Origin of the sequence: Microbacterium sp. TWP3-1-2b2 (assembly GCF_049896145.1) — a bacterium.
Classification (GTDB): domain Bacteria; phylum Actinomycetota; class Actinomycetes; order Actinomycetales; family Microbacteriaceae; genus Microbacterium.
Map to the genome: position 1 here is coordinate 227,357 of NZ_JAFCTS010000001.1, position 21,379 is coordinate 248,735.

Here is a 21,379-nt window from a genome sequence, read left to right on the forward strand (position 1 = left end):
GCGCTATGGGTGACCTGTGAATGACAGCGATGGGTATCAGCCGATGATCGGCGCCTTCTGCTCCCAGATCGAACTCATCTCGGCGAGCGTGCGGTCCATGATCGACACCATCGAGGCCGCGGCCTTGTCGGCGTTTCCGGTCTGGATCGCTGTCGCGATGTCGACGTGCATCTGCAGTGCCTCTGGTGCGGGGAACTGGGGCATGAGGTCGTACTGGGTTCGGCCGGTGAGCACCTCCGCCACGAGATGGTGCAGTTGGGCGAACATCTCGTTCCCGCTCATCGTCAGGATGAGGGAGTGGAACTCCTTGTCCAGGTTCAGGAACTTCTCCGCGTCGCCTTCCCGCCCGGCAGCCCACAGCCGTCCCGCGAGGCCGACGAGGTCGCTCGCCTGATTCAGTGGTGCGCGCATCGCCGCCATCCGCGCGGCGGCAGGTTCGATGGCTCCGCGCAGTTCCGTGAGCGAGCGCAGCTGCGCGACTCGACTGGGGCCGGCGAGTCGCCAGCGGATCACCTGCAGGTCGTACACATTCCAGTCGGTGAGGGGCAGGACCCGCACGCCCACGCGCCTCTTCGGGGTGATGAGCCCCTGTGCCTCGAGCGCGCGCAGCGCTTCGCGGACCACCGACCGCGACACCTGGAATCGGCTCTCGATCGATTCGGTCGTGAAGGTCGTCTGCGGTCCGATGATGCCGGCGCAGATCTCTCGGCCCAGCGTGTCGAACACGAGGTTGCGGCGGCCCACGGCGGGAGCGGAAGCAGTGGACGAGACCGGATCGGCCTCGATGCCGGAGAGCGGGGTCATGGCTAGATCATATCTTTCTGATCACGGGTGTTGAATAGTATGACTTGTGGCTACTATCTTGGCCACTGAGCAGACGTAACGGAACATCTGCACCAGGGAACCTCGCGACGGAGCGCGGTTCAGGACGGAGTCACAGTGAAGTACCGATCCAAGACCGCCCGCTTCCTCGCGGCGGCAACCACGGCAGTCGTCGCAGGAACGCTGGTCAGCTGCAGCTCGGGCTCGGAGATCGACGAGAGCGAGGGAATCGAAGGCACCACCATTCGTGTCACCCTCGCCAACCACGTCTGGACCGAGACCATCAAGGAGCTCATCCCAGAGTTCGAGGAGGAGACCGGAGCGAAGGTCGAGATCTCTCAACTGGCGGAAGACCAGCTCTCAGACCAGTACAACGTCAAGCTCAATGCCGGCACTGACGAGATCGACGTGCTGATGTACCGCCCGCTGCAGGAGAACAAGCTGTTCGCCAGTAACGGCTACCTCTCTGACATCACCGAGCAGGTCGAAGACGATTCGGATTGGGACTGGTCCGATTTCCAGTCCGGACCGGCATCGCTGACCACTTATGAGGATGCGGTGGTCGGCGTCCCGATCATCACTGAGCGGACCGTCCTCTACTACCGCAAGGACCTGCTCGAAGAAGCGGGACTCGAGGTTCCGACCACTCTCGAAGAGCTCGACGCCGCCGCAGCGGCGATCCACGAGCTGCACCCCGAGGTCGCCGGTTACATCGGGCGCACCGGGAAATCCGCGGCCGTGACCCAGTTCAGCGCATTCCTGTTCAGCTCCGGAGGCCAGTGGATCGACGAGGACGGCGCCTCGGCGATCGACAGCGAAGAGGCCCGCGGCGCCTACCAGTACTACGGCGACCTGATCAGCAAGCACACCGACGCCACCATCAACCCCGAGATGAGCTGGCCGGAGGCGTTCGCAGTGTTCCAGCAGGGGCAGGCCGCGTTCATCGCAGATGCCGACAGCCTCTACAAGAACATGACAGACCCCTCGCAGTCGACGGTCTCGGAGCAGGTCGGCTTCGCCGCCTTCCCCGAGGGGGATGCCGGTTCGAAGCCGTACAACGTGGCGGCGTGGGCACTCGCGATCAACGAGAGCTCTGAGAATCAGTCTGCGGCGTGGCAGTTCATCCAGTGGGCGACCTCGAAGGAGATCACGCTCGAGATGTCGAAGCTCGGTGTGATGGGCGCTCGCACCTCGGTGTGGGAAGACGCGGACGCCACCGCCGAATACCCTGCCGAGCTCGTCGAGGCGATCAAGATCAACGGTGAGAACGGTGTGGGTGAGGATCGTCCGCTCGTCATCCAGGTCGCCGAGGCCCGTGAGATCGTCGGTGAGCCGATCGTCGCCGCGATCTCCGGTGGCGACGTGGATGCCGCGGCCGAGAGCGCGAACAAGGCGTTCGACGAGTTCCTCCTCGAAGACGCCTATCACCCTCGCCGATCCGGGCGCCCCCCGGTCCCGAACGGGGGGCGGCGACGGCAGACCCTCACGGAAGCACTCATGACTGCACTACGCACCCCCGAGGACGTCGGGGCGAGGGAGCACTTCAGCCTCTGGGCCAACCGGCATCGCAAGTGGCTGTTCGCAGGTCCCTCGATCGTGTTCACCGCGCTGCTGCTCGCGATCCCGCTGGGCTGGACGCTCTTCCTGAGCTTCACCGACGCCAAGCGCTCGGTCAGACGCAAGTTCGATTTCAACGGACTCGACAACTACGTCGAGGTTCTCACCGACACCGAACGCTTCTGGCCCGCCGTCTGGCGCACATTCGCATTCACCGGTGGAGCCCTCTTCTTCGAGCTGATCCTCGGGATGATCATCGCGCTGCTGCTGTGGAAGCCGTTCCGGGGTCAGGGCGTCGTGAGGACGATCATCCTGCTGCCACTGGTGGCGACTCCCGTCGCGGTCGGCATGATGTGGCGGCTCCTGTTCGAGCCGAACATCGGCTTCGTGAACGAGATGCTGTCCTGGGTCGGCATCCCCCCGCAGCCATGGTTGGCCGACCCGGCCACCTCACTGGCGACGCTGACGTTCGTCGACATCTGGCAATGGACGCCGATGGTGGCGCTCATCCTGCTCGCGGGGCTCACGGGCCTCTCAGAAGAGCCGCAGGAGGCCGCGAAGGTCGATGGAGCGAACGGCTGGCAGCGGTTCTGGTACGTGACGGTACCGCTGATGCGGCCCGTGATCATCGCCGCCGTGCTGCTTCGCGGCATCGACGCGCTGAAGACATTCGACATCCTCTACGCCACCAAGGGCAAGGGCGGTGGCGCCTTCCACGACGTCGAGACGCTCAATGTCTACGCATACGGGTTGAGCTTCGACTACAACGAGTACGGATTGGCGTCGGCGGTTCTCATCCTGTTCTTCCTGCTGATCCTGGGTGTGATCTGGGTTCTCCAGATGCAGAGAAAGGGCAAGGACTCATGACGACCACGGCAGACACCCGCACGCTCGTCACCGGCGGTGCGAAGCCTCCGATGCGGCGTCGGCGGAAGTTCCGCTGGGGCCCGGTCGGGCGATTCGTCGGGCTGGCGCTCATCGTGCTCGCCTTCCTCGGGCCGATCGTATGGATGGTGCTGGCGAGCTTCAAGCTCAACGTGCAGATCTACGATCCGACCAAGGCGTTCCTGTTCGATCCGACGCTCGAGAACTACGGCACGGTGTTCGATCCGCGCCGCGGCAACTATCTCGTCTACATCTGGAACTCGTTCTTCGTCGCCTTCATGGCCACGGGCCTCTCTCTCGTGCTCGCCGTGCCTGCGGCGTACGCGATGAGCCGATTCCTGATGAACAAATCCGCGATGGTGGTGCTGCTCGCGCGCATCATCCCCGGCGTCAGCCTGCTGGTGCCGTGGTACTTCATCTTCGCTCAGTTGAAGATGACCGGTGGCTACCTGCCGCTGATCCTCTCGCACATGTTCGTGTCGCTCCCGCTGATCCTCTACATCATGATGTCGTTCTTCGACCAGTTGCCGGAGGAGCTGGAGGAGTCAGCGCAGGTGGATGGCCTCACGGCGATCGGGGCGTTCTTCCGGATCACCCTGCCGTTGTCGGTGCCTGGCATCGCGACCGCGACGATCCTGTCGTTCATCTTCTCGTGGAACAACTTCATGTTCGCCCTCGTGCTCTCCGGCAATGCGACGAAGACGCTGCCGGTGGCGATCTTCGACTTCATCGGCTACGCCTCGATCGACTGGGGTGCGCTGATGGCGGCCTCGGTGGTCGTGACGACGCCGATCATGCTGATCGCGCTGTTCACCCAGCGCTACATCGTGACCGGACTCACCGCCGGCGCGACGAAGGGTTGAGGCATGGGTACGGGAAGCCCAACGTCGATCGTGGTGATGGGAGTGCAGGGGATCGGCAAGTCGACGATCGGCCGGATGCTCGCGCAGCGACTCGGCGCCCGGTTCATCGACGGCGACGAGCTGCACTCGCCGCGAAACGTCGAGCTCATGGCATCGGGGACGCCGCTTTCGGACGAGGACCGCGTGCCGTGGCTGCACGCCGTCGGCGAGGCTCTCGCCGCTCATGAGGATGGGGACGGCGTCGTGGTCGCCTGCTCCGCCTTGCGGCGCGAGTACCGCGATCTCATCCGCGGTCATGAACCACTGGTGTATTTCGTCGAGCCGTGGGGGCCCATCGAGTTGGTGCGCGAGCGGGTGGGCTCGCGCACGCACGAGTACATGCCGGCGTCTCTGCTGCAGTCGCAGTACGACACGCTCGAACCGCTCGCCGCCGACGAGCGCGGCATCCGGGTCAGCGTGACCGCCGAGCCGGATGAGATCGTCGATGTGGTCGCGAGCGACTACCGCTCGCAGACAGGAGGACTCGGATGACGGCCATGATCGACCGCGTCGAGTCCTTCCCCGTCGCGCCGCGCTGGCTCTTCGTCCGCATCGAGACCAGCGACGGACTCGTCGGCTGGGGCGAGGCGTCGCTGGAGGGCTACGCCGATGTCGTGAAGGCGGCGGTGGATCAGTTCGCCGAGTACCTCATCGGCACCGATCCAGGGCTCATCGAGGATCACTGGCAGGTGCTCACCAAGAGCCAGTTCTACCGTGGCGGTGCGGTACTCGCGAGCGCAGTGTCCGGCATCGACCAGGCGCTGTGGGACCTCAAGGGCAAGCGCCTGGGTGTGCCGGTGCACGATCTGCTCGGCGGTGCCGTGCGTGATCGGATCCGCGCGTACGGGTGGGTCGGAGGCGATGACCCGGCGGAGATATCGGACCAGATCTCGGCGCAGCTCGATGTCGGGCTCACGGCGGTCAAGATGAACGGCTCCGGGAAGATGAGTCGCAATGGGTCGGTGGCAGAACTCGACGCTGTCGTCGCGCGGGTCGCCAGTGCGCGCGCGACCCTCGGGCCCGACCGTGACGTCGCCGTCGACCTGCACGGTCGCTTCACTCTCGCGACGGCGCGTCGATTGGCGCCGATGCTGGAGCCGTTGCATCCGTTCTTCATCGAGGAGCCTGTCGTCCCCGAGAACTCGCATGTGATCGAGAGGATGGTGGATGCCACGAGCATCCCGATCGCGACGGGTGAGCGACTGTACAGCCGACAGGAGTTCCTCCCGGTGCTGCAGGCCGGCATCGCGATCGCGCAGCCCGATCTCTCGCACGCCGGCGGCATCTCCGAGGTGCGTCGCATCGCGTCACTCGCAGAGACATTCGACGCGGTGATCGCACCGCATTGCCCCCTGGGACCCCTTGCGCTCGCCGCGTGCCTCCAGGTCGGTTTCGCGACGCCGAACCATCTGATCCAGGAGCAGTCGATCGGCATCCACTACAACAAGGGCGCAGAGGTGCTCGACTACGTGCTCGACACATCGCCATTGAAGTTCGTCGACGGCAGCTTCGAGCGGTTGACCGGGGCGGGCCTCGGCATCGAGATCGATGAGAGCGCAGTACGTGAGGTCTCCTCACGCTGGGAGAGATGGCAGAACCCGATCTGGCGTCACGCGGACGGATCGGTGGCGGAATGGTGAACATCCCCAGGAGACGACCATGACCACCACGATGCCGGCCGTGATCAAACGCGGACCAGGACTCGAGGGGATCGCGATCGGAGCGGTGGAGGTTCCCATCGCCGCGCCGGGCCAGGCGGTCATCGACGTGTTGGCGACCGGGATCTGCGGCACCGATGTGCATATCGCCCACGACGAGTACGCGCATGAGCGTCCCGTCGTCATGGGACACGAAGTCCTCGGCGTCGTCTCTTCCGTCGGCTCGCAGACGGATGCGGGCTGGCTCGGAGCGAAGGTCGCGGTCGAGACGTATTTCTCGGCGTGCGAGGTGTGCGACATGTGCCGGGCCGGACGACGCATCCTCTGCGCAGATCGCCGCTCGATCGGGTCGTTCCGCAACGGCGGATTCGCGGAGAAGATGCTGATCCCGGTGCTCAATCTGCATCGCCTCCCCGACACGCCGGGTGACCTCGACGGCGTGCTGAGCGAGCCCCTCGCCTGTGTGGCGCAGTGTCTGCTCGATCCGCCTGTCGTGCAACCGGGGGATCAGGTGCTCGTCACCGGCCCTGGTGCGATGGGCCAGCTCGCCGCGCAGGTCGCGAAGGCATCCGGCGGTGTCGTCACACTCGCAGGGCTTCCTGCCGATGCCGAGCGCCTCGCCGTTGCCGCCGTCATCGGCATCGAAACCACGACTGAAGCGCCGGTGGGTGACTCGTTCGATGTCGTCATCGAATGCTCGGGGTCGGCACAGGGCTCCGCGGGTGCGCTGTACGCGGCACGTCGAGGAGCGCGCTACGTGCAGGTGGGAATATTCGGACGCGACGTCACGCTGCCGTTCGACACCGTGCTGTACAAGGAGGTCACCATCACCAGCGGCTTCGCATCGACTCCGACGTCATGGCGCACGGCGATGCGGCTCATCGAGGAGGGCGATGTCGTGCTGACCCCGCTCATCACCGAGCAGGTGCCGTTGAACGACTTCTTCGAAGCCCTGGATGCCGCAGCGCGCGGCGCGGGGCTGAAGACCGTCGTCGTGCCGAAGGACGGACGGGTTCGCTGACGGCGAAGGCCGGATGTGCGCGGTCCGGCCACGATGTCGGCGTCGCTCGCTAACGTGAGCGCATGACAGAAAGCCAACTCACAGTACGTCCGGCGACGCCGGAGGACGTCGCCGCTCTGGTGCGCCGCGCGCACCAGGATTCACACATCATCACGATCGTCTCCGGCGGCCACGGGCCGTGGTCGCGCGATGCATCAGACGGAATGCGCATCGAGCTGACCGAGCTCGCCGACATCCGGATCGACGGCACCACTGTGCACATCGGCGGTGGAGCGACCTGGGGTGCGGTCGCGGCAGCGCTCTCCGAAGCAGGGCTGGCCATCAGCTCCGGCGACACGTCCACCGTCGGCGTCGGCGGATTGACGCTGGGCGGCGGTATCGGCTGGATGGTGCGCGCATGGGGACTCGCGATCGATCAGCTGGTGGGGGCGCAAGTCGTCACGGCATCAGGGGAGATCGTCGAGACCTCTGCACACGAGAACGCCGACCTGTTCTGGGGACTGCGCGGCGGCGGGGGCAACTTCGGTGTCGTCACGCGCTTCGACTTCGAGGCGCACCCGATCGCCGGGATCGTGCACGGAGAGTATGCGATCGGCGGGGATGCGGGTGCGGCCTTGCGCGCCACTCGCGACGTGATGCGCAACGCACCGCGCGAGCTGACCGTGACGTACATGGACGTTCCGGCGATGGATCCGAGTGCGCAGGCAGGGGCACGTCTCGCCGCGGTCTGGGCGGGAGACGACGAAGCGGCGCTGCGATCCACGCTCGCGCCGATCGCAGCGCTGGAGGGGATCGTGTCTGACGTGACGACCCCGGCGTACCGCGACATCCTGCTCGAGATGCCCGCGCCGGAGGCGGGGGAGGACGCGCCTGCTCCTCCCGGTTTCATCGGGGGCAACGGCCTCTATGCCGAACTCGACGACGATCTCATCGACCGCCTCGTGGCGTTCCGCGCGGCGTACCCGGCTTCGGTGGTGTTCCTGCGCTCGCTCGGTGGGGCATTCGGCGACGTGTCTCAGGAGGAGACGCCGTTCCCTGCTCGATCGGCGTCATGGTTCGTGATGGCCGGAGGATTCGACATCCCTGGGATGATCGATGACGCCGCACGAGCCGCGATCCTCGCCGACTGGCGTCAGATCGAATCGGGTCGGCTCGCCGAGTACGGCAACTTCGCCGACACGGAGCGACCTCAGGCGGTGGCCGGCATGTTCACACCCGCTGCTCACGACCGGTTGCGCACGGTGAAGGCGAAGTGGGACCCGCAGAACACCTTCCGACGCAATCACAACATCGCCTCGTGACGCACGAGGGGCCGGCGACCTCGCGGTCGCCGGCCCCTCCACACGGGTCGCGTGTCAGTGAGTGTCTTCGGCTTCGATCTCGGTGCGGTCGCCTGACCACAGCGTGTGGAAGGTGCCTTCCTTGTCGATGCGCTTGTAGGTGTGCGCGCCGAAGAAGTCGCGTTGTCCCTGCACGAGGGCTGCGGGGAGGCGGTCGGCGCGGATGCCGTCGTAGTACGACAGCGATGACGAGAACGCCGGGGCCGGGATGCCGGCCTGAGCTGCCGCGACGACGACGCGGCGCCAGGCGGACTGCGCACGCGTGATCGCCTCGGCGAAGTACGGTGCGGTCAGCAGGACGGGCAGGTCGGCGTCGTCCGCATACGCGTCGGCGATGCGGTTGAGGAACTGGGCGCGGATGATGCACCCGCCGCGCCAGATCTTCGAGACCGCGCCGAGGTCGATGTTCCAGTCGTACTCTGCCGCACCGGCACGGATCTCGTCGAAGCCCTGGCTGTAGGCGACGATCTTCGAGGCGTAGAGGGCGAGGCGGACGTCTTCGATGAACGCGTCGTGGTCGGCGACGACGAACTCGTCGTCAGGGCCGGGGAGTGCGGTGGCTGCGGCGCGCTGTTCGGGGTGCGAGGACAGCGAGCGGGCGAAGGTGGCTTCGGCGATGCCGGAGACGGGGACGCCGAGTGCGAGGGCGGTCTGCACGGTCCATGCACCGGTGCCCTTGGCGCCGGCCTGGTCGACGATGACGTCCACGAGCGGCTTGCCGGTGGCCTGGTCGATCTGGCGGAGGACTTCGGCCGTGATCTCGATCAGGTAGGACTCGAGCTCGCCCTTGTTCCATTCGGCGAAGATCTCCGCGATCTCGGCCGGGGTCTTGCCGGTGCCGCGGCGGATCAGGTCATAGGCCTCAGCGATGAGCTGCATGTCGGCGTACTCGATGCCGTTGTGCACCATCTTCACGAAGTGGCCGGCGCCGTCGTGGCCGATGTGCGTCACGCACGGCTCGCCCTCGGCGACTGCGGCGATCGACTTCAGGATCGGTCCGAGCGTGACCCACGACTCGTCCGAGCCGCCGGGCATGATCGACGGGCCGAGCAGTGCGCCCTCTTCACCGCCGGAGATCCCCGCGCCGACGAAGTTGATGCCGGTCTCGCGGACGGCCTTCTCGCGGCGGATCGTGTCGGGGAAGTACGCGTTGCCGCCGTCGACGATGATGTCGCCAGGCTCGAACACCTCGGTCAGCGCGTCGATCACGGCGTCGGTCGGACCGCCGGCTTTGACCATGATGATCGCAGTGCGCGGCTTCTGCAGCGATGCCGCGAACTCGGCGTAGTTCGTCGCGGGAATGAATCCGGCCTCGGGGTGCGCCGTGACCAACTCCTCCGTCTTCGAATAGCTGCGGTTGAAGATCGCCACCTTGTTGCCCTCGCGGGATGCGAGGTTGCGGGCGAGATTCGAACCCATGACGGCGAGTCCGACGACTCCGATGTTCGCTGATGCTTCGGGCACAGACTGCTCCTCGGTTGTGAAGTAGGGGACGGTCCCAGAATATCGCCGCGGGTACGGCCGGTGCGCGTGTGTGTCGCCGGATGCCGCGGCCGATGACCGGGGCTCAGTCCTTGCGGTAGCTGGTGCGTCCCATCGAGAACAGCGCACCGATGGTGAACACGGTCGCGCACACCGTCATGGCGCCGATGAGCCAGAGGAGGACGTGTGAGAGGAAGGCGCCGTCGAGCATGCCGGACTCCGAATTCTGCGAGGGGAAAGAAGCTGAGTTTCAGCCTACTCGGTGATCCGGTACGATAGAGGAGTTCCTCGGCGAGGGATGCTCCGCGTGCGCGGCATCCGTTATCGACGCGGCGAACCAAGCCTCGTGGCTTTTTCGCACGTCTGCGTCCGGGAAGCCGACCAATAGACCACCACGCGGCGAGTAGTTCGCCGTGTGCCCCGAAGGAGAATCCATGTCTGAGGACACCAAGGTCCACGCCGAGGTCCGCGAGCAGTTCGGCAAGGGCTTCGCCCGTCGCCTGCGCGCAGCCGGCAAGATCCCCGCCGTCATCTACGGCCACGGCACCGAGCCTGTGCACGTCGCACTGCCCGGCCACCAGGTCTCGCTCATCATCCGCCGCGCGAACGCGCTGCTCGAGCTCGACATCGAGGGCACGGCCTCGCTCGCCCTCGTCAAGGACGTTCAGCGCGACCCCGTGCGCCAGATCATCGAGCACATCGACCTTCTCGTCGTGAAGAAGGGCGAGAAGATCCAGGTCGACGTTCCGATCGTCGTCGTCGGTGAGCCGTTCGCAGGCACCGTCGCCAACCTCGATGCGACTTCGCTCGCCGTCGAGGTCGAGGCTACGCACATCCCGCAGAACTTCGAGGTCTCCGTCGAGGGACTGGAAGAGGGACAGCACATCACTGCTGCCGACGTGAAGCTCCCGAAGGGCGCATCGCTGCTGGCCGACCCCGAGACCTTGATCGTCGCGATCTACGTCCCGACGGCTGAAGCCACCGAAGACGAGACCGAAGAGGTCTCCGCCGAGGGCGAGGCCGCTGAGGCACAGTCCGACGAGGCTGCTGCGGAGTAATCCACTCGCACTTCGTGCACAGGCACACCACCGCAGAGGGGACGCGAGCGCATCGCGTCCCCTCTGTCGTATCCTGACGACGTTCGAAAGGCGTGAGAGGTATGGCCGACACCTGGCTGATCGTGGGACTGGGCAATCCAGGACCCCGGTACGAGCCGACCCGGCACAACGTGGGGCAGCTGGTCGTCGACGAACTCGCCGCACGCCGTGGCGAGAGCTTCCGTGAGCACAAGGGCGGTGCGCGCGTGGTGGAGACCTGGGTGCGCCCCGGCGCCGAGAAACTCGTGCTGGCGAAGCCGAATACGTTCATGAACGTCTCTGGCACTCCGGTGGCAGCTCTGGCCAGGTTCTATTCGGTCCCACCCGAGCGCACTGTCGTGGTCCACGATGAACTCGACATCCCTTTCGACACGCTCAAGCTCAAGATCGGCGGCGGGCACGGGGGACACAACGGCGTTCGTGATGTCGCGCGCGCGATCGGCACTGCTGACTTCCCCCGAGTGCGCGTCGGAATCGGCCGGCCACCTGGACGACAGGATCCCGCTGACTGGGTCCTGTCACCGTTCGGGAAGACCGAGCGGGAGACGCTTCCGATCCTCGTCGCCGACTCAGCGGATGCGGTTGAACTGCTCGTCACCGAAGGGCTGCTGGCTGCGCAGCAGAAGCATCACGCTCCGCGCTGATCCCGCCACACCAGTGCCGCTCGATCAGGCGCCGTAGAACGTCGCGGAACCGGCGCCCGCACCGACTCCGAGCGCGACACCGAGCACTGTGAAGAAGATCACCGGACCGATCACGCCGAGAATCAGCGCAGTGATGCCCCATGCGCGACCCGCGCGCTTCACGATCGCTATGATGCCGAGGACGATCGAGGCGATGCCGGCGAGTGTGCCCAGCCAGAACGATACCTCGCCCATCAGCACCTGATCGCGCACCGGAGCGAGGAAGGACAGATCGCTCGTCGACTCGTTCATCTCCTGCATCACGGTCGGGAGAGTGAAGCCGATCTGGTAGCCGGCGGCACCGCCGATGATCGACGCGACCACGGCGGCGACGACCGACAGCGCGAACGCCACGATGCCGAGCGCTGAGGACTTGGGCGCCTGCGGAGCATCTGACGGCTGATACCCACCCGCAGGTGCACCGTAGCCGCCGACAGGCGCCGGATATGCGCCCGGAGGTGCCTGGTACGCCGGGGCAGGCGGCAGTTGGCCGTCTGGGGCAGCAGGCGTCTGATATCCGGGCGCCGAGTACGACGGAGTGATCGGCGGGTGTTGCCCTGGCGCCATCGGAACCGGAGGCACATGGCCGTTGGACGAGGGCGGCGGAAGCTGCGGGTCGGTCACGGACACCATCCTAGAGCGCGGGGCTGACGGGCTCGTCAGACTCGACGCAGCAGGCCGACCTTCTCGTAGACATCGGCGAGCGTCGCATCGGCCGCCGCATCGGCACGTGCCGCGTTCGCGGCGAGGATGCGGTCGAGTTCGGCGGGGTCGTCCAGGAGCTCGAGGGCGCGTGTGCGCACCGGCTCGAACTCAGAGACGACGACCTCGGCGAGGCCCTTCTTGAAATCACCGTAGCCGCGGCCGGCGTACTCATCTTCGATCGCGGCGACCTGGCGGCCCGAGAGCGCCGCGTAGATCGTCAGCAGGTTCGAGACGCCGGGCTTGGACTCCCGATCGAATCGCACGCTGCCTTCGTTGTCGGTCACGGCGCGCATGACCTTTTTGGCCGACTTGGCCGGGTCCTCCAGCATCCAGAGCACGCCGGCGTCGCTCTCGGCAGATTTGGACATCTTCGCCGTCGGATTCTGCAGGTCGTAGATGCGTGCCGTGTCCTTCTGAATCACCGGCATCGGCACGGTGAAGGTCTCGCCGAAGCGCGAATTGAATCGCTCGGCGAGATCGCGGGTCAGCTCGACATGCTGCTTCTGATCGTCGCCGACCGGCACCACATCCGTCTGGTACAGCAGGATGTCGGCGGCCATCAGCACCGGATAGGTGAACAGACCGACCGAAGTCGCATCCGCTCCGTAGCGGGATGACTTGTCCTTGAACTGGGTCATGCGCCCGGCTTCACCGAAACCGGTGATGGTGCTGAGGATCCATGCGAGCTCGGCGTGCGCACGCACGTGGGACTGCACGTACAGCGTCGACTTCGAGGGCTCGATTCCTGCCGCGATGTACTGCGCGGCAGTGCGGCGCGTCTTCTCGCGCAGTTCAGCGGGGTTGTTCGGCTGGGTCAAAGCGTGCAGGTCGACCACCGAGAAGTATGCGTCGTACGACGTCTGCAGATCTCGCCACTGCAGGAGCGCCCCGATGTAGTTTCCGATCTGGAGGGAGTCGGCGGAGGGCTGCATTCCTGAGTAAAGGCGAGGTTTCGTCACGGTCTCAATCCTACGGGGATGCCGGCAAGCACTCTGCGTCGCTCGCCATCAGCTCACGTGTGCCCGCATCGTCCTGCGCCGCACAACCCCTCCTTGGGTCGCGCAGCGGGTCGTCAGAGCGAATAGTCCACGACCACCGGCGCGTGATCGCTCCAGCGCTCCGCATACGACGCGGCGCGTGCCACGCTGTACGTCTCGACCCGTGCCGCGAGCGACGGCGTCGCCAGGTGGTAGTCGATGCGCCAGCCGCTGTCGTTGTCGAACGCCTGACCTCGCATCGACCACCAGGTGTACGGCCCGTCGATCTCCCCGTGGAAGCGACGCCCGACATCGACCCAGCCGAGCCCGCGCCCGGTCGTGCCGTCGACGCCGGTGATCTCCGTTCCCGCCTCACCGAGGAAGCGGTCGAAGTATGCACGCTCGCGGGGGAGGAAGCCGGCCTTCTTGCGGTTGCCGCGCCAGTTCTTGATGTCGAGTTCGCGGTGACCGACGTTGAGATCGCCGGTGACGAGCGCGAGAGCGTCATCTCGGCCCAGTTCCACGAGTCGATCGCCGAACGCCTCGAGGAACTTCCATTTCTCCTCTTGTCTCGGCGTCTCCGCCTCGCCGGAATGCACGTAGGCGCTCACGACCGTCAGTGTGCGGTCACCGATGAGGAAGTCGCCTTCGATCCAGCGGCCCTTCGAGTCGAAGTCGTCCGCCCCGAAGGCGGTACGGGCCGCCAGCGCGGGGGTGCGGCTCGCGATCGCGACGCCTGCGCGGCCCTTCGCGGTCGCCTCATCGTGGACGATCGACCAGCCCGGAAGGGCGGCTTCAAGGTGTTCATCCTGACCGCGGACCTCTTGCAGGGTGAGGATGTCGACGTCTGCGGTGTCGAGCCAGCTGCTCATCCCGTTGCGGGCTGCCGCCCGGATTCCGTTGACGTTTACCGAGGCGATACGCAGATGAGGCATACGATCAAGCCTAGCCAGCGCCTCCGACATCGCGTCGCGACCGCGCGAGTTCTGTCAGCAGTCGATGAGGGGCAGCGGTGTCCGGCATCGTGATCTTCGGCGGGTCGGCGAGGAGTGCGTCGAGTTCCGCCGAAGCAGCGCGCACCGCCCGCTGCGTGCTCCATGCGCGGTACCAGCTGGCATCTTCCTGCGCTTGTCTTGCCTCGCGCAGACGCACCCGTGCCGCGACCACCAGCGCCTGGTACTCGGCGGCGATGCGCTCGTCCTCGCTCTGCCGCAGGAGCGGAAGATCGCGATCCTGGGCTGAGACGGCGATCCAGGCGGAAGCCACCAGCATGACCACGCCGTTGATGCGGAACCACAGCAGAAGACCGACGAAGATCGCGAAGGTGGCCAGGAGGGGATTGGCCGGGGTGTAACTGAGCAGGAAGCCGGCCCCGAACTGCAGCAACGTCATGGCCGCACCGCCGAGCAATGCACCCGGCCAGATCGTGCGCCAGCGCAGAGACGTCCCGGTGAGGAAGCGGACCATCGCCGCCAGGGCGGCTGACAGCAGAGCGAACGAGACCGCGACACTGCCGATGCGGATGAGCGCATCGACGGCACCGGATCTGTAACCCCACCCGAGCTGCGTGAGGAGCCAGCTCAGCAACGCCGCACTCGCAGAGCTGAGTGCGGAGCCGAGGATCAGTGCGATGCCGAAGATCGCCGCAGCGAGCAGGTCCCGCGCCTTGAGCAGCAGGTAGCTTCGTCGGTCAGGAGGAAGGCCGAAGATGTCCCGCACGGCACGGCGGGAGAACGTCACCCACCCGATGGCCGTCCAGATCACCGCTCCGAGGGCGATGAGGCCGGTGACGCTGAGGACTCCGCTCATGTTCGCGGCGATCTCCTTCGCGTCATCAGGGGTGAGGAAGTCGCTGTCAGGACTGATCAGGTTCGGGACGTAGCTGTTGACGACACCGATCAGCGCGTCGACGGCCTCGCTGCTGCCGCCGAGCCACAGCCCGGCGATCGCGAACGCGAGGTAGATCGCGGCGAAGATCGCGAAGAGCGCCTGATAGCTCACACCGGCAGCGAGGAGGAACCCGTTGTTCTGGAGGAAGTGGCGCCAGACGCGCACCGGGAACAGCGCCAGGGTGCGCCGTGCCAGGGCGGTCGCGCGCTCCACGGCACCGTCGACACGCCCGGTGGACGCATCCGCCTCAGAATCAGACACGCCCTCACCCTATCCAAGGGCGAGGGCGTGTCTGGGACGCGTCAGGTCAACGTCGTCCGCGTAGGACGGCCTGCTTGACCTCGGCGATCGCCTTGGTGACCTCGATGCCACGGGGGCACGCCTCCGAGCAGTTGAAAGTCGTACGGCAGCGCCAGACGCCTTCCTTGTCGTTGAGGATGTCCAGTCGCACATCGGCGTTGTCGTCACGGGAGTCGAAGATGAAGCGGTGCGCGTTCACGATCGCGGCCGGGCCGAAGTACTGGCCGTCGGTCCAGAACACCGGGCAGGACGACGTGCACGCTGCGCACAGGATGCACTTGGTGGTGTCGTCGAAGATCGCACGGTCGGCGATCGACTGCACGCGCTCCTTACCCTTCTCGGGGGTGGAGTTCGCGACCAGGAACGGCTGCACCTCGCGGTAGGAGGCGAAGAACGGCTCCATGTCCACGATGAGGTCCTTCTCCAGCGGAAGGCCCTTGATCGCCTCGACGTAGATCGGCTTCGAGATGTCGAGATCCTTGATCAGCGTCTTGCAGGCGAGGCGGTTGCGACCGTTGATGCGCATGGCGTCCGAGCCGCAGATGCCGTGTGCACAGGAGCGGCGGAACGACAGCGAGCCGTCGACCTCCCACTTGATCTTGTGCAGCGCGTCGAGCACTCGGTCCGTCGAGAACAGTTCGACGTCGTAATCCACCCAGCGCGGCTCGGCGTCCTGCTCGGGGTCGAATCGGCGGATGGTGAAGGTCACCAGGAAGGACTGGATGGCGGGGTCGGCCGCGGCCGGTACCTCTGCGACAGCGTTCGACATTGTCAGTACTTCCTCTCCATGGGCTGGTAACGGGTCATGACGACGGGTTTCCAATCGAGCTTGATGTGGTCGGCCGGCGTCGACGAGTGCGGGTCGCCGGTCAGATAGGCCATCGTGTGCTTCATGTAGTTCTCGTCATCGCGCTTCGGGAAGTCGTCGCGCATGTGCCCGCCACGGCTCTCCTCGCGGTTCTGCGCGGCGTAGACGACGACCTCGGCGATGTCGAGCAGGAAGCCGAGCTCGACGGCCTCGAGCAGGTCGGTGTTGAACCGGTGGCCCTTGTCATCGACGTAGACGTTCTTGTAGCGCTCGCGCAGTTCCGCGATGACGCCGAGCACGTGCTCGAGGGACTCCTGGGTGCGGAACACCTGAGCGCCCAGGTCCATCTCCTCCTGCAGCTTCTTGCGGAGGACGGCGACACGTTCGGTGCCCTTGCTGTCGCGAAGCTGCTCGAGCAGCCCTGAGACGAATGCTGCCGGGTTCTCCGGCAGGGGGACGAAATCTGCGGTCTTGGCGTACGCGACCGCGTTGTTGCCCGCGCGCTTGCCGAACACGTTGATGTCGAGCAGCGAGTTGGTGCCGAGGCGGTTCGAGCCGTGCACCGAGACGCACGCGCACTCGCCGGCGGCGTACAGACCCGGAACGACGGTGTCGTTGTCGGCGAGCACCTCGGCGTTGTTGTTGGTGGGGATGCCGCCCATCGCGTAGTGCGCGGTCGGCATGACAGGCACAGGGTCGGTCACCGGGTCGACGCCGAGGTACGTGCGGGCGAACTCCGTGATGTCCGGGAGCTTGGTCTCGAGCACCTCGGCGCCCAGGTGGGTGCAGTCCAGGTACACGTAATCCTTGTGCGGGCCTGCGCCGCGTCCGTCGAGCACCTCCTGCACCATGGATCGCGCCACGATGTCGCGGGGCGCGAGGTCCTTGATGGTGGGGGCGTAGCGCTCCATGAAGCGCTCACCGGAGGCATTGCGCAGGATCGCACCTTCACCGCGGGCGCCCTCGGTGAGGAGGATGCCGAGACCGGCGAGGCCGGTCGGATGGAACTGGAAGAACTCCATGTCCTCCAGCGGCAGGTTCTTGCGCCACACGATGCCCACGCCGTCACCGGTGAGTGTGTGCGCGTTGGATGTCGTCTTGTAGATCTTGCCGAAGCCGCCGGTGGCGAAGACGATCGCCTTGGCCTGGAAGACGTGCAGCTCTCCGGTGGAGAGGTCATAGGCGACGACACCCGCGACCTGTGTGCCGCCGTCCTCGCCCTTGACCGTGATCAGATCGAGCACGTAGAACTCGTTGAAGAAGTTGATGCCGAGCCGGACGCAGTTCTGGAACAGCGTCTGCAGGATCATGTGACCCGTGCGGTCTGCTGCGTAGCAGGCTCGGCGGACGGGTGTCTTGCCGTGCTCTGCCGTGTGACCGCCGAAACGACGCTGGTCGATCTTGCCCTCAGGGGTGCGGTTGAACGGCAGACCCATGTTCTCGAGGTCGATGACCGCGTCGATGGCCTCCTTGGCGAGGATCTCGGCGGCATCCTGGTCGACGAGGTAGTCGCCGCCCTTGACCGTGTCGAAGGTGTGCCACTCCCAGCTGTCCTCCTCGACGTTCGCGAGGGCTGCCGCCATACCGCCCTGCGCTGCACCGGTGTGCGAGCGGGTCGGGTAGAGCTTGGAGATCACCGCCGTCTTCGCGCCAGGTCCCGCCTCGATCGCCGCCCGCATGCCGGCGCCGCCGGCGCCGACGATGACGACGTCGAACTGGTGGTAGTGCACGCCGTCGCGGACGACGGAATCCTGTGTCTCAGTAGTCACTTCTCGTTGCTCTCTTCTCAGTTCCCGACGACGCCTGCGGCAACGCAGGTATCCCACAGCGTGCTGGATTCGGTCACGCCGAGGCAGGGGTCGAAGGTGAAGACGACCAGCGTGCCGAGGACGATCAGGAGTCCGGCAGCGAGGCCGATCGCCCAGACCAGGGCCTTGCGCACCTTCTCGTTCGTGACGTAGTCGTTGGTGATCGTGCGCATGCCGTTGCCGCCGTGCAACAGGGCTAGCCACAGCATGAGCACGTCCCACCACTGCCAGAACGGCGTGGCGAACTTGCCGGCGATGAACGCGAAGTCGAGGGCGTGGATGCCTTCGCCGACCATGAGGTTGACGAAGAGGTGGCCGAAGATCAGGACGATCAGCACGACCCCGGAGGCGCGCATGAACAGCCAGCCCCACTTCTCGAGGTTGACGCCACGGCGACGGCGCGCCGGTGCGGCGACGGTCTGAGCGGACATCAGTGACCCCCTCCGAACCCGGCGAACGCGAGCATCAGGTGACGCGGCACGAACCCGGCCATCAGTATGATCCACACGGCGATGACGCCCCAGAACAACTGCCGCTGGAAGCGGGCGCCCTTCGACCAGAAGTCGATCAGGATGATGCGGAGACCGTTGATGGCGTGGAACACGATGGCCGCGACGAGGACGACCTCGCCGAGCGCCATGATCGGGTTCTTGTAGGTGCCGATCACGGCGTTGTACGCCTCGGGGGAGACCCTGATGAGTGCTGTGTCGAGCACATGCACCAGCAGGAAGAAGAAGATCGCGACTCCGGTGATGCGGTGGAGCACCCATGACCACATGCCTTCGCGACCCCTGTAGAGGGTTCCGCGTGGCGTCTTGGAAGTGGTCTCCGAAATCGACGGTGCCAAGCGAGTGCCTGCGGACACGGTCGTCCTCCCTGATCGATACGAGGTCGGCAGCGCGTACTGGGTCTGAGCTGACCGCAGACGTGCCCGATCGTGCTCCATCCTATTCCCGTTCGATCCTCGGGAGCGACGAAGGGTCGCCTAAGTATCTCGACGTCGAGATTGTTTCAGCGGCTACGCTGGGGTCATGAGCGAGCCGATCGAGGACTTCTACGCCGTGATCCCCGCAGGGGGTATCGGAAGCCGCCTGTGGCCGCTTTCCCGTGCAGATGCGCCCAAGTTCCTTCACGACCTGACCGGCTCGGGCAACTCCCTGCTGCGCGACACCTGGGATCGACTTGAGCCGCTGGCCGGCTCCGATCGCATCGCGGTCGTCACTGGCCGCGCGCACCGTGCGGCCGTCGAGGCGGAACTGCCCGGCATCCCCGATCTGAACGTGTTCCTGGAATCGGAGCCGCGCGAGTCGGCTGCGGCGATCGGTCTCGCCGCCGCCGTCCTGCACCGCCGCAACCCCGATGTGATCATCGGCTCGTTCAGTGCAGACCACGTCATCCGCGGCACGCGGGTGTTCGAGTTCGCCGTGCGCGATGCCGTGGAGGTCGCGCGCGAGGGATACATCTGCACGATCGGAATCCCGCCCACCGAGCCCGCGGTCGGCTTCGGATACATCAAGAAGGGCGAGGAACTCGTCGTGGACAGGGCGCGCGAGGCCGCACTCGTGGAGAGCTTCGTGGAGAAGCCGGACCTCGAGACGGCCAAGGCGTACCTCGCCGATCGCGATTACCTGTGGAATGCGGGGATGTTCATCTCGAAGGCGAGCGTCCTCCTCGACGAGTTGGCCACCAACGAGCCGGAGCTGCACGCCGGTCTCATCGAGCTCGCCGAGGCGTGGGACGATCGTGACCGTCGCGGCCCGGCGGTCGACCGCATCTGGCCGGGGCTGAAGAAGATCGCCATCGACTACGCGGTCGCCGAGCCGGCCGCTCGCCGTGGCCGCCTCGCTGTGATCCCCGGGCACTTCGACTGGGACGACGTGGGGGACTTCGCCTCGCTCACCAAACTCATCAGCAACGGTCGCAAGAACGACCTGGCAGTGCTCGGCCCGAAGGCCAGAGTGCTCTCGGATGCCGCGACCGGAATCCTCGTCAGTCAGACCTCTCGCGTGATCAGTCTCGTCGGAGTGAAGGACATCGTGGTCGTCGATACTCCCGACGCGCTGCTGGTCACGACGACCGAGCATGCGCAGCGGGTGAAGGGCGTCGTGGAATCCCTCAAGCTCACCGGGCGTGGAGACGTGCTGTAGTCATTCATCACGGGTCTATTGCGAGTTTGTAACCATTAACCGCAAGCGTGATGTCGTATGGCGTAACACTGGGTAACTTATCCCCACGGGGCTCTGCGAATGGCGCAGGCCAGTAGTCGTGGAGGCTTACGTGACCATTTCCACCAAGAAGCGCGCTCTCGCCGCGCTCGTGGCGACAGGCGTCGCCGTCGCACTCGCAGGCTGCGGAGCCGCTCCGGAGGACAACGGCGGAGACGCAGGCGGCGAGACGATCGACTTCCTTCCCTGCATCGTCTCCGATGCCGGCGGATTCGACGACAAGTCGTTCAACCAGCTGTCCTACGAGGGCGTGGTGCAGGCTGCCGACGAGCTCGGCGTCGAGTACAAGAACGTCGAGTCCAACAGCGAGACCGACTTCGCTCCGAACCTGGAGAGCCTCGTCTCCCAGGGCTGCAACGCCGTCGTCTCGGTCGGCTTCGCGCTGTCGGCCGCGACCGTCGAGGCTGCGACCGCCAACGAAGGCATCGACTTCATCCTCGTCGACGACGCCGCCGACAACGACTTCGACGGCGAGAAGGACGCCGAGAACGTCAAGCCGCTGCTGTACGACACGGCTCAGGCCGCGTTCCTCGCCGGCTACCTGTCGGCCGGGTACTCGGAGGCAGGCAAGGTCGGCACTTACGGCGGCATGGAGTTCCCGACCGTCACGATCTTCATGGACGGCTTCTACCAGGGCGTGAACTACTACAACGAGCAGAACGGCACCGCCGTCGAGGTCGTCGGCTGGGACGGCAAGGCCGGCTCGTTCACCGGTGGCTTCGAAGCAGGCCCCGAGGCCAAGACCGTCGCGCAGAACATCATCGACCAGGGCGTCGACGTGCTCCTGCCGGTCGGCGGACCGATCTACCAGTCGGGTCTGCAGGCCATCAAGGAGTCGGGACGCGACATCGCACTGATCGGCGCCGACGCTGACCTGTTCGTCACCGACCCGACCACCGAGGACTTCGTGCTCACCTCGATCCTCAAGGACATGAAGCTCTCCGTCTACGAGGCGACCATGAGCAGCGCGAACGAAGAATTCGACGCCGAGGCGTACGTCGGAACGCTCGAGAACAAGGGCGTCGGCATCGCCGAGCTGCACAACTTCGAGGACAAGGTCGATCCTGAGCTGTGGACTGAGGTTCAGGACCTGCAGCAGCAGATCATCGACGGTGAGGTCACCGTCACCTCGTACCTCGGCTGATCGAGGAACGAACCACAGGGGGAGGTCGGCGACCCGCCGGCCTCCCCTCGCCGTTGCCCGGGCTCCCACAGGAAC

Annotated in this window: 21 protein-coding genes; 10 read left to right on the forward strand and 11 right to left on the reverse strand. The window is 65.9% G+C overall.

Going from position 1 to position 21,379, the window contains the following annotated elements; translation table 11 throughout:
- Positions 1 to 36 precede the first annotated feature (36 nt).
- Positions 37 to 804 (reverse strand): FadR/GntR family transcriptional regulator, encoded by a 768-nt coding sequence (locus ACP7AR_RS01135; protein ID WP_426181660.1) that lies wholly within the window; start codon positions 802 to 804, stop codon positions 37 to 39.
- A gap of 135 nt (positions 805 to 939) precedes the next feature.
- Between ACP7AR_RS01135 and ACP7AR_RS01140 the strand changes: the two genes are divergently transcribed.
- The 6 genes from ACP7AR_RS01140 to ACP7AR_RS01165 all read left to right on the forward strand — a co-directional run bounded on the left by ACP7AR_RS01140 (position 940) and on the right by ACP7AR_RS01165 (position 8,146).
- On the forward strand, positions 940 to 3,246 hold the full coding sequence (locus ACP7AR_RS01140) for an extracellular solute-binding protein (protein ID WP_426181662.1): 2,307 nt from the start codon (positions 940 to 942) through the stop codon (positions 3,244 to 3,246).
- Positions 3,243 to 4,127 (forward strand): carbohydrate ABC transporter permease, encoded by an 885-nt coding sequence (locus ACP7AR_RS01145; RefSeq protein ID WP_426181665.1) that lies wholly within the window; start codon positions 3,243 to 3,245, stop codon positions 4,125 to 4,127. Before ACP7AR_RS01140 ends, ACP7AR_RS01145 begins: the two co-directional genes overlap by 4 nt.
- A gap of 3 nt (positions 4,128 to 4,130) precedes the next feature.
- The gene (locus ACP7AR_RS01150) at positions 4,131 to 4,658 is read left to right on the forward strand and encodes a gluconokinase (RefSeq protein ID WP_426181668.1); all 528 of its coding nucleotides are present in this window, start codon (positions 4,131 to 4,133) and stop codon (positions 4,656 to 4,658) included.
- Positions 4,655 to 5,806 carry a galactonate dehydratase gene (gene dgoD, locus ACP7AR_RS01155; protein ID WP_426181671.1) on the forward strand — a complete coding sequence of 384 codons (1,152 nt, stop codon included), beginning with the start codon at positions 4,655 to 4,657 and terminating at the stop codon, positions 5,804 to 5,806. The genes ACP7AR_RS01150 and dgoD overlap by 4 nt, the downstream gene beginning before the upstream one ends.
- Positions 5,807 to 5,825: 19 nt before the next feature.
- Positions 5,826 to 6,845, forward strand: coding sequence for a zinc-dependent alcohol dehydrogenase (locus ACP7AR_RS01160; protein WP_426181674.1), 1,020 nt, complete (start codon positions 5,826 to 5,828; stop codon positions 6,843 to 6,845).
- A 62-nt stretch (positions 6,846 to 6,907) separates the two neighbouring features.
- Positions 6,908 to 8,146 (forward strand): FAD-binding oxidoreductase, encoded by a 1,239-nt coding sequence (locus ACP7AR_RS01165; protein ID WP_426181676.1) that lies wholly within the window; start codon positions 6,908 to 6,910, stop codon positions 8,144 to 8,146.
- A 54-nt stretch (positions 8,147 to 8,200) separates the two neighbouring features.
- Here ACP7AR_RS01165 and gndA read toward each other — a convergent pair whose 3' ends face one another.
- Complete coding sequence (gene gndA, locus ACP7AR_RS01170) at positions 8,201 to 9,649, reverse strand: NADP-dependent phosphogluconate dehydrogenase (protein WP_426181679.1); 1,449 nt, start codon at positions 9,647 to 9,649, stop codon at positions 8,201 to 8,203.
- 103 nt (positions 9,650 to 9,752) lie between these two features.
- On the reverse strand, positions 9,753 to 9,878 hold the full coding sequence (locus ACP7AR_RS01175) for a hypothetical protein (protein WP_426181682.1): 126 nt from the start codon (positions 9,876 to 9,878) through the stop codon (positions 9,753 to 9,755).
- A 223-nt stretch (positions 9,879 to 10,101) separates the two neighbouring features.
- Between ACP7AR_RS01175 and ACP7AR_RS01180 the strand changes: the two genes are divergently transcribed.
- The gene (locus tag ACP7AR_RS01180) at positions 10,102 to 10,725 is read left to right on the forward strand and encodes a 50S ribosomal protein L25/general stress protein Ctc (protein WP_426181684.1); all 624 of its coding nucleotides are present in this window, start codon (positions 10,102 to 10,104) and stop codon (positions 10,723 to 10,725) included.
- A gap of 101 nt (positions 10,726 to 10,826) precedes the next feature.
- Entirely contained in the window at positions 10,827 to 11,408 is a 582-nt protein-coding gene (gene pth, locus ACP7AR_RS01185) for an aminoacyl-tRNA hydrolase (RefSeq protein ID WP_426181686.1), read from the forward strand.
- Positions 11,409 to 11,432: 24 nt separating this feature from the next.
- Here pth and ACP7AR_RS01190 read toward each other — a convergent pair whose 3' ends face one another.
- The 8 genes from ACP7AR_RS01190 to sdhC form a co-directional block, all read right to left on the reverse strand.
- Entirely contained in the window at positions 11,433 to 12,071 is a 639-nt protein-coding gene (locus ACP7AR_RS01190) for a DUF4064 domain-containing protein (protein WP_426181689.1), read from the reverse strand.
- Between the two features lie 35 nt (positions 12,072 to 12,106).
- Entirely contained in the window at positions 12,107 to 13,111 is a 1,005-nt protein-coding gene (trpS, locus tag ACP7AR_RS01195) for a tryptophan--tRNA ligase (protein ID WP_426181692.1), read from the reverse strand.
- Between the two features lie 113 nt (positions 13,112 to 13,224).
- Entirely contained in the window at positions 13,225 to 14,064 is an 840-nt protein-coding gene (locus ACP7AR_RS01200) for an exodeoxyribonuclease III (protein ID WP_426181695.1), read from the reverse strand.
- A gap of 10 nt (positions 14,065 to 14,074) precedes the next feature.
- Positions 14,075 to 15,280 (reverse strand): YihY/virulence factor BrkB family protein, encoded by a 1,206-nt coding sequence (locus tag ACP7AR_RS01205; RefSeq protein ID WP_426181697.1) that lies wholly within the window; start codon positions 15,278 to 15,280, stop codon positions 14,075 to 14,077.
- A gap of 46 nt (positions 15,281 to 15,326) precedes the next feature.
- Positions 15,327 to 16,088, reverse strand: a complete 762-nt coding sequence (locus ACP7AR_RS01210) for a succinate dehydrogenase iron-sulfur subunit (RefSeq protein ID WP_426181700.1) — start codon at positions 16,086 to 16,088, stop codon at positions 15,327 to 15,329.
- Between the two features lie 2 nt (positions 16,089 to 16,090).
- Positions 16,091 to 17,896, reverse strand: coding sequence for a succinate dehydrogenase flavoprotein subunit (gene sdhA / locus ACP7AR_RS01215; RefSeq protein ID WP_426181702.1), 1,806 nt, complete (start codon positions 17,894 to 17,896; stop codon positions 16,091 to 16,093).
- A gap of 17 nt (positions 17,897 to 17,913) precedes the next feature.
- A complete protein-coding gene (gene sdhD / locus ACP7AR_RS01220; protein ID WP_426181705.1) occupies positions 17,914 to 18,366 on the reverse strand; it encodes a succinate dehydrogenase, hydrophobic membrane anchor protein in 453 nt (150 codons plus the stop codon).
- Positions 18,366 to 18,800 carry a succinate dehydrogenase, cytochrome b556 subunit gene (gene sdhC / locus ACP7AR_RS01225; protein WP_426181708.1) on the reverse strand — a complete coding sequence of 145 codons (435 nt, stop codon included), beginning with the start codon at positions 18,798 to 18,800 and terminating at the stop codon, positions 18,366 to 18,368. Before sdhC ends, sdhD begins: the two co-directional genes overlap by 1 nt.
- 166 nt (positions 18,801 to 18,966) lie before the next feature.
- Between sdhC and ACP7AR_RS01230 the strand changes: the two genes are divergently transcribed.
- Both ACP7AR_RS01230 and ACP7AR_RS01235 read left to right on the forward strand, forming a co-directional pair.
- A complete protein-coding gene (locus ACP7AR_RS01230) occupies positions 18,967 to 20,082 on the forward strand; it encodes a mannose-1-phosphate guanylyltransferase (protein ID WP_426181710.1) in 1,116 nt (371 codons plus the stop codon).
- Positions 20,083 to 20,212: 130 nt separating this feature from the next.
- Positions 20,213 to 21,304 (forward strand): BMP family lipoprotein, encoded by a 1,092-nt coding sequence (locus ACP7AR_RS01235; RefSeq protein WP_426181713.1) that lies wholly within the window; start codon positions 20,213 to 20,215, stop codon positions 21,302 to 21,304.
- Positions 21,305 to 21,379 lie beyond the last annotated feature (75 nt).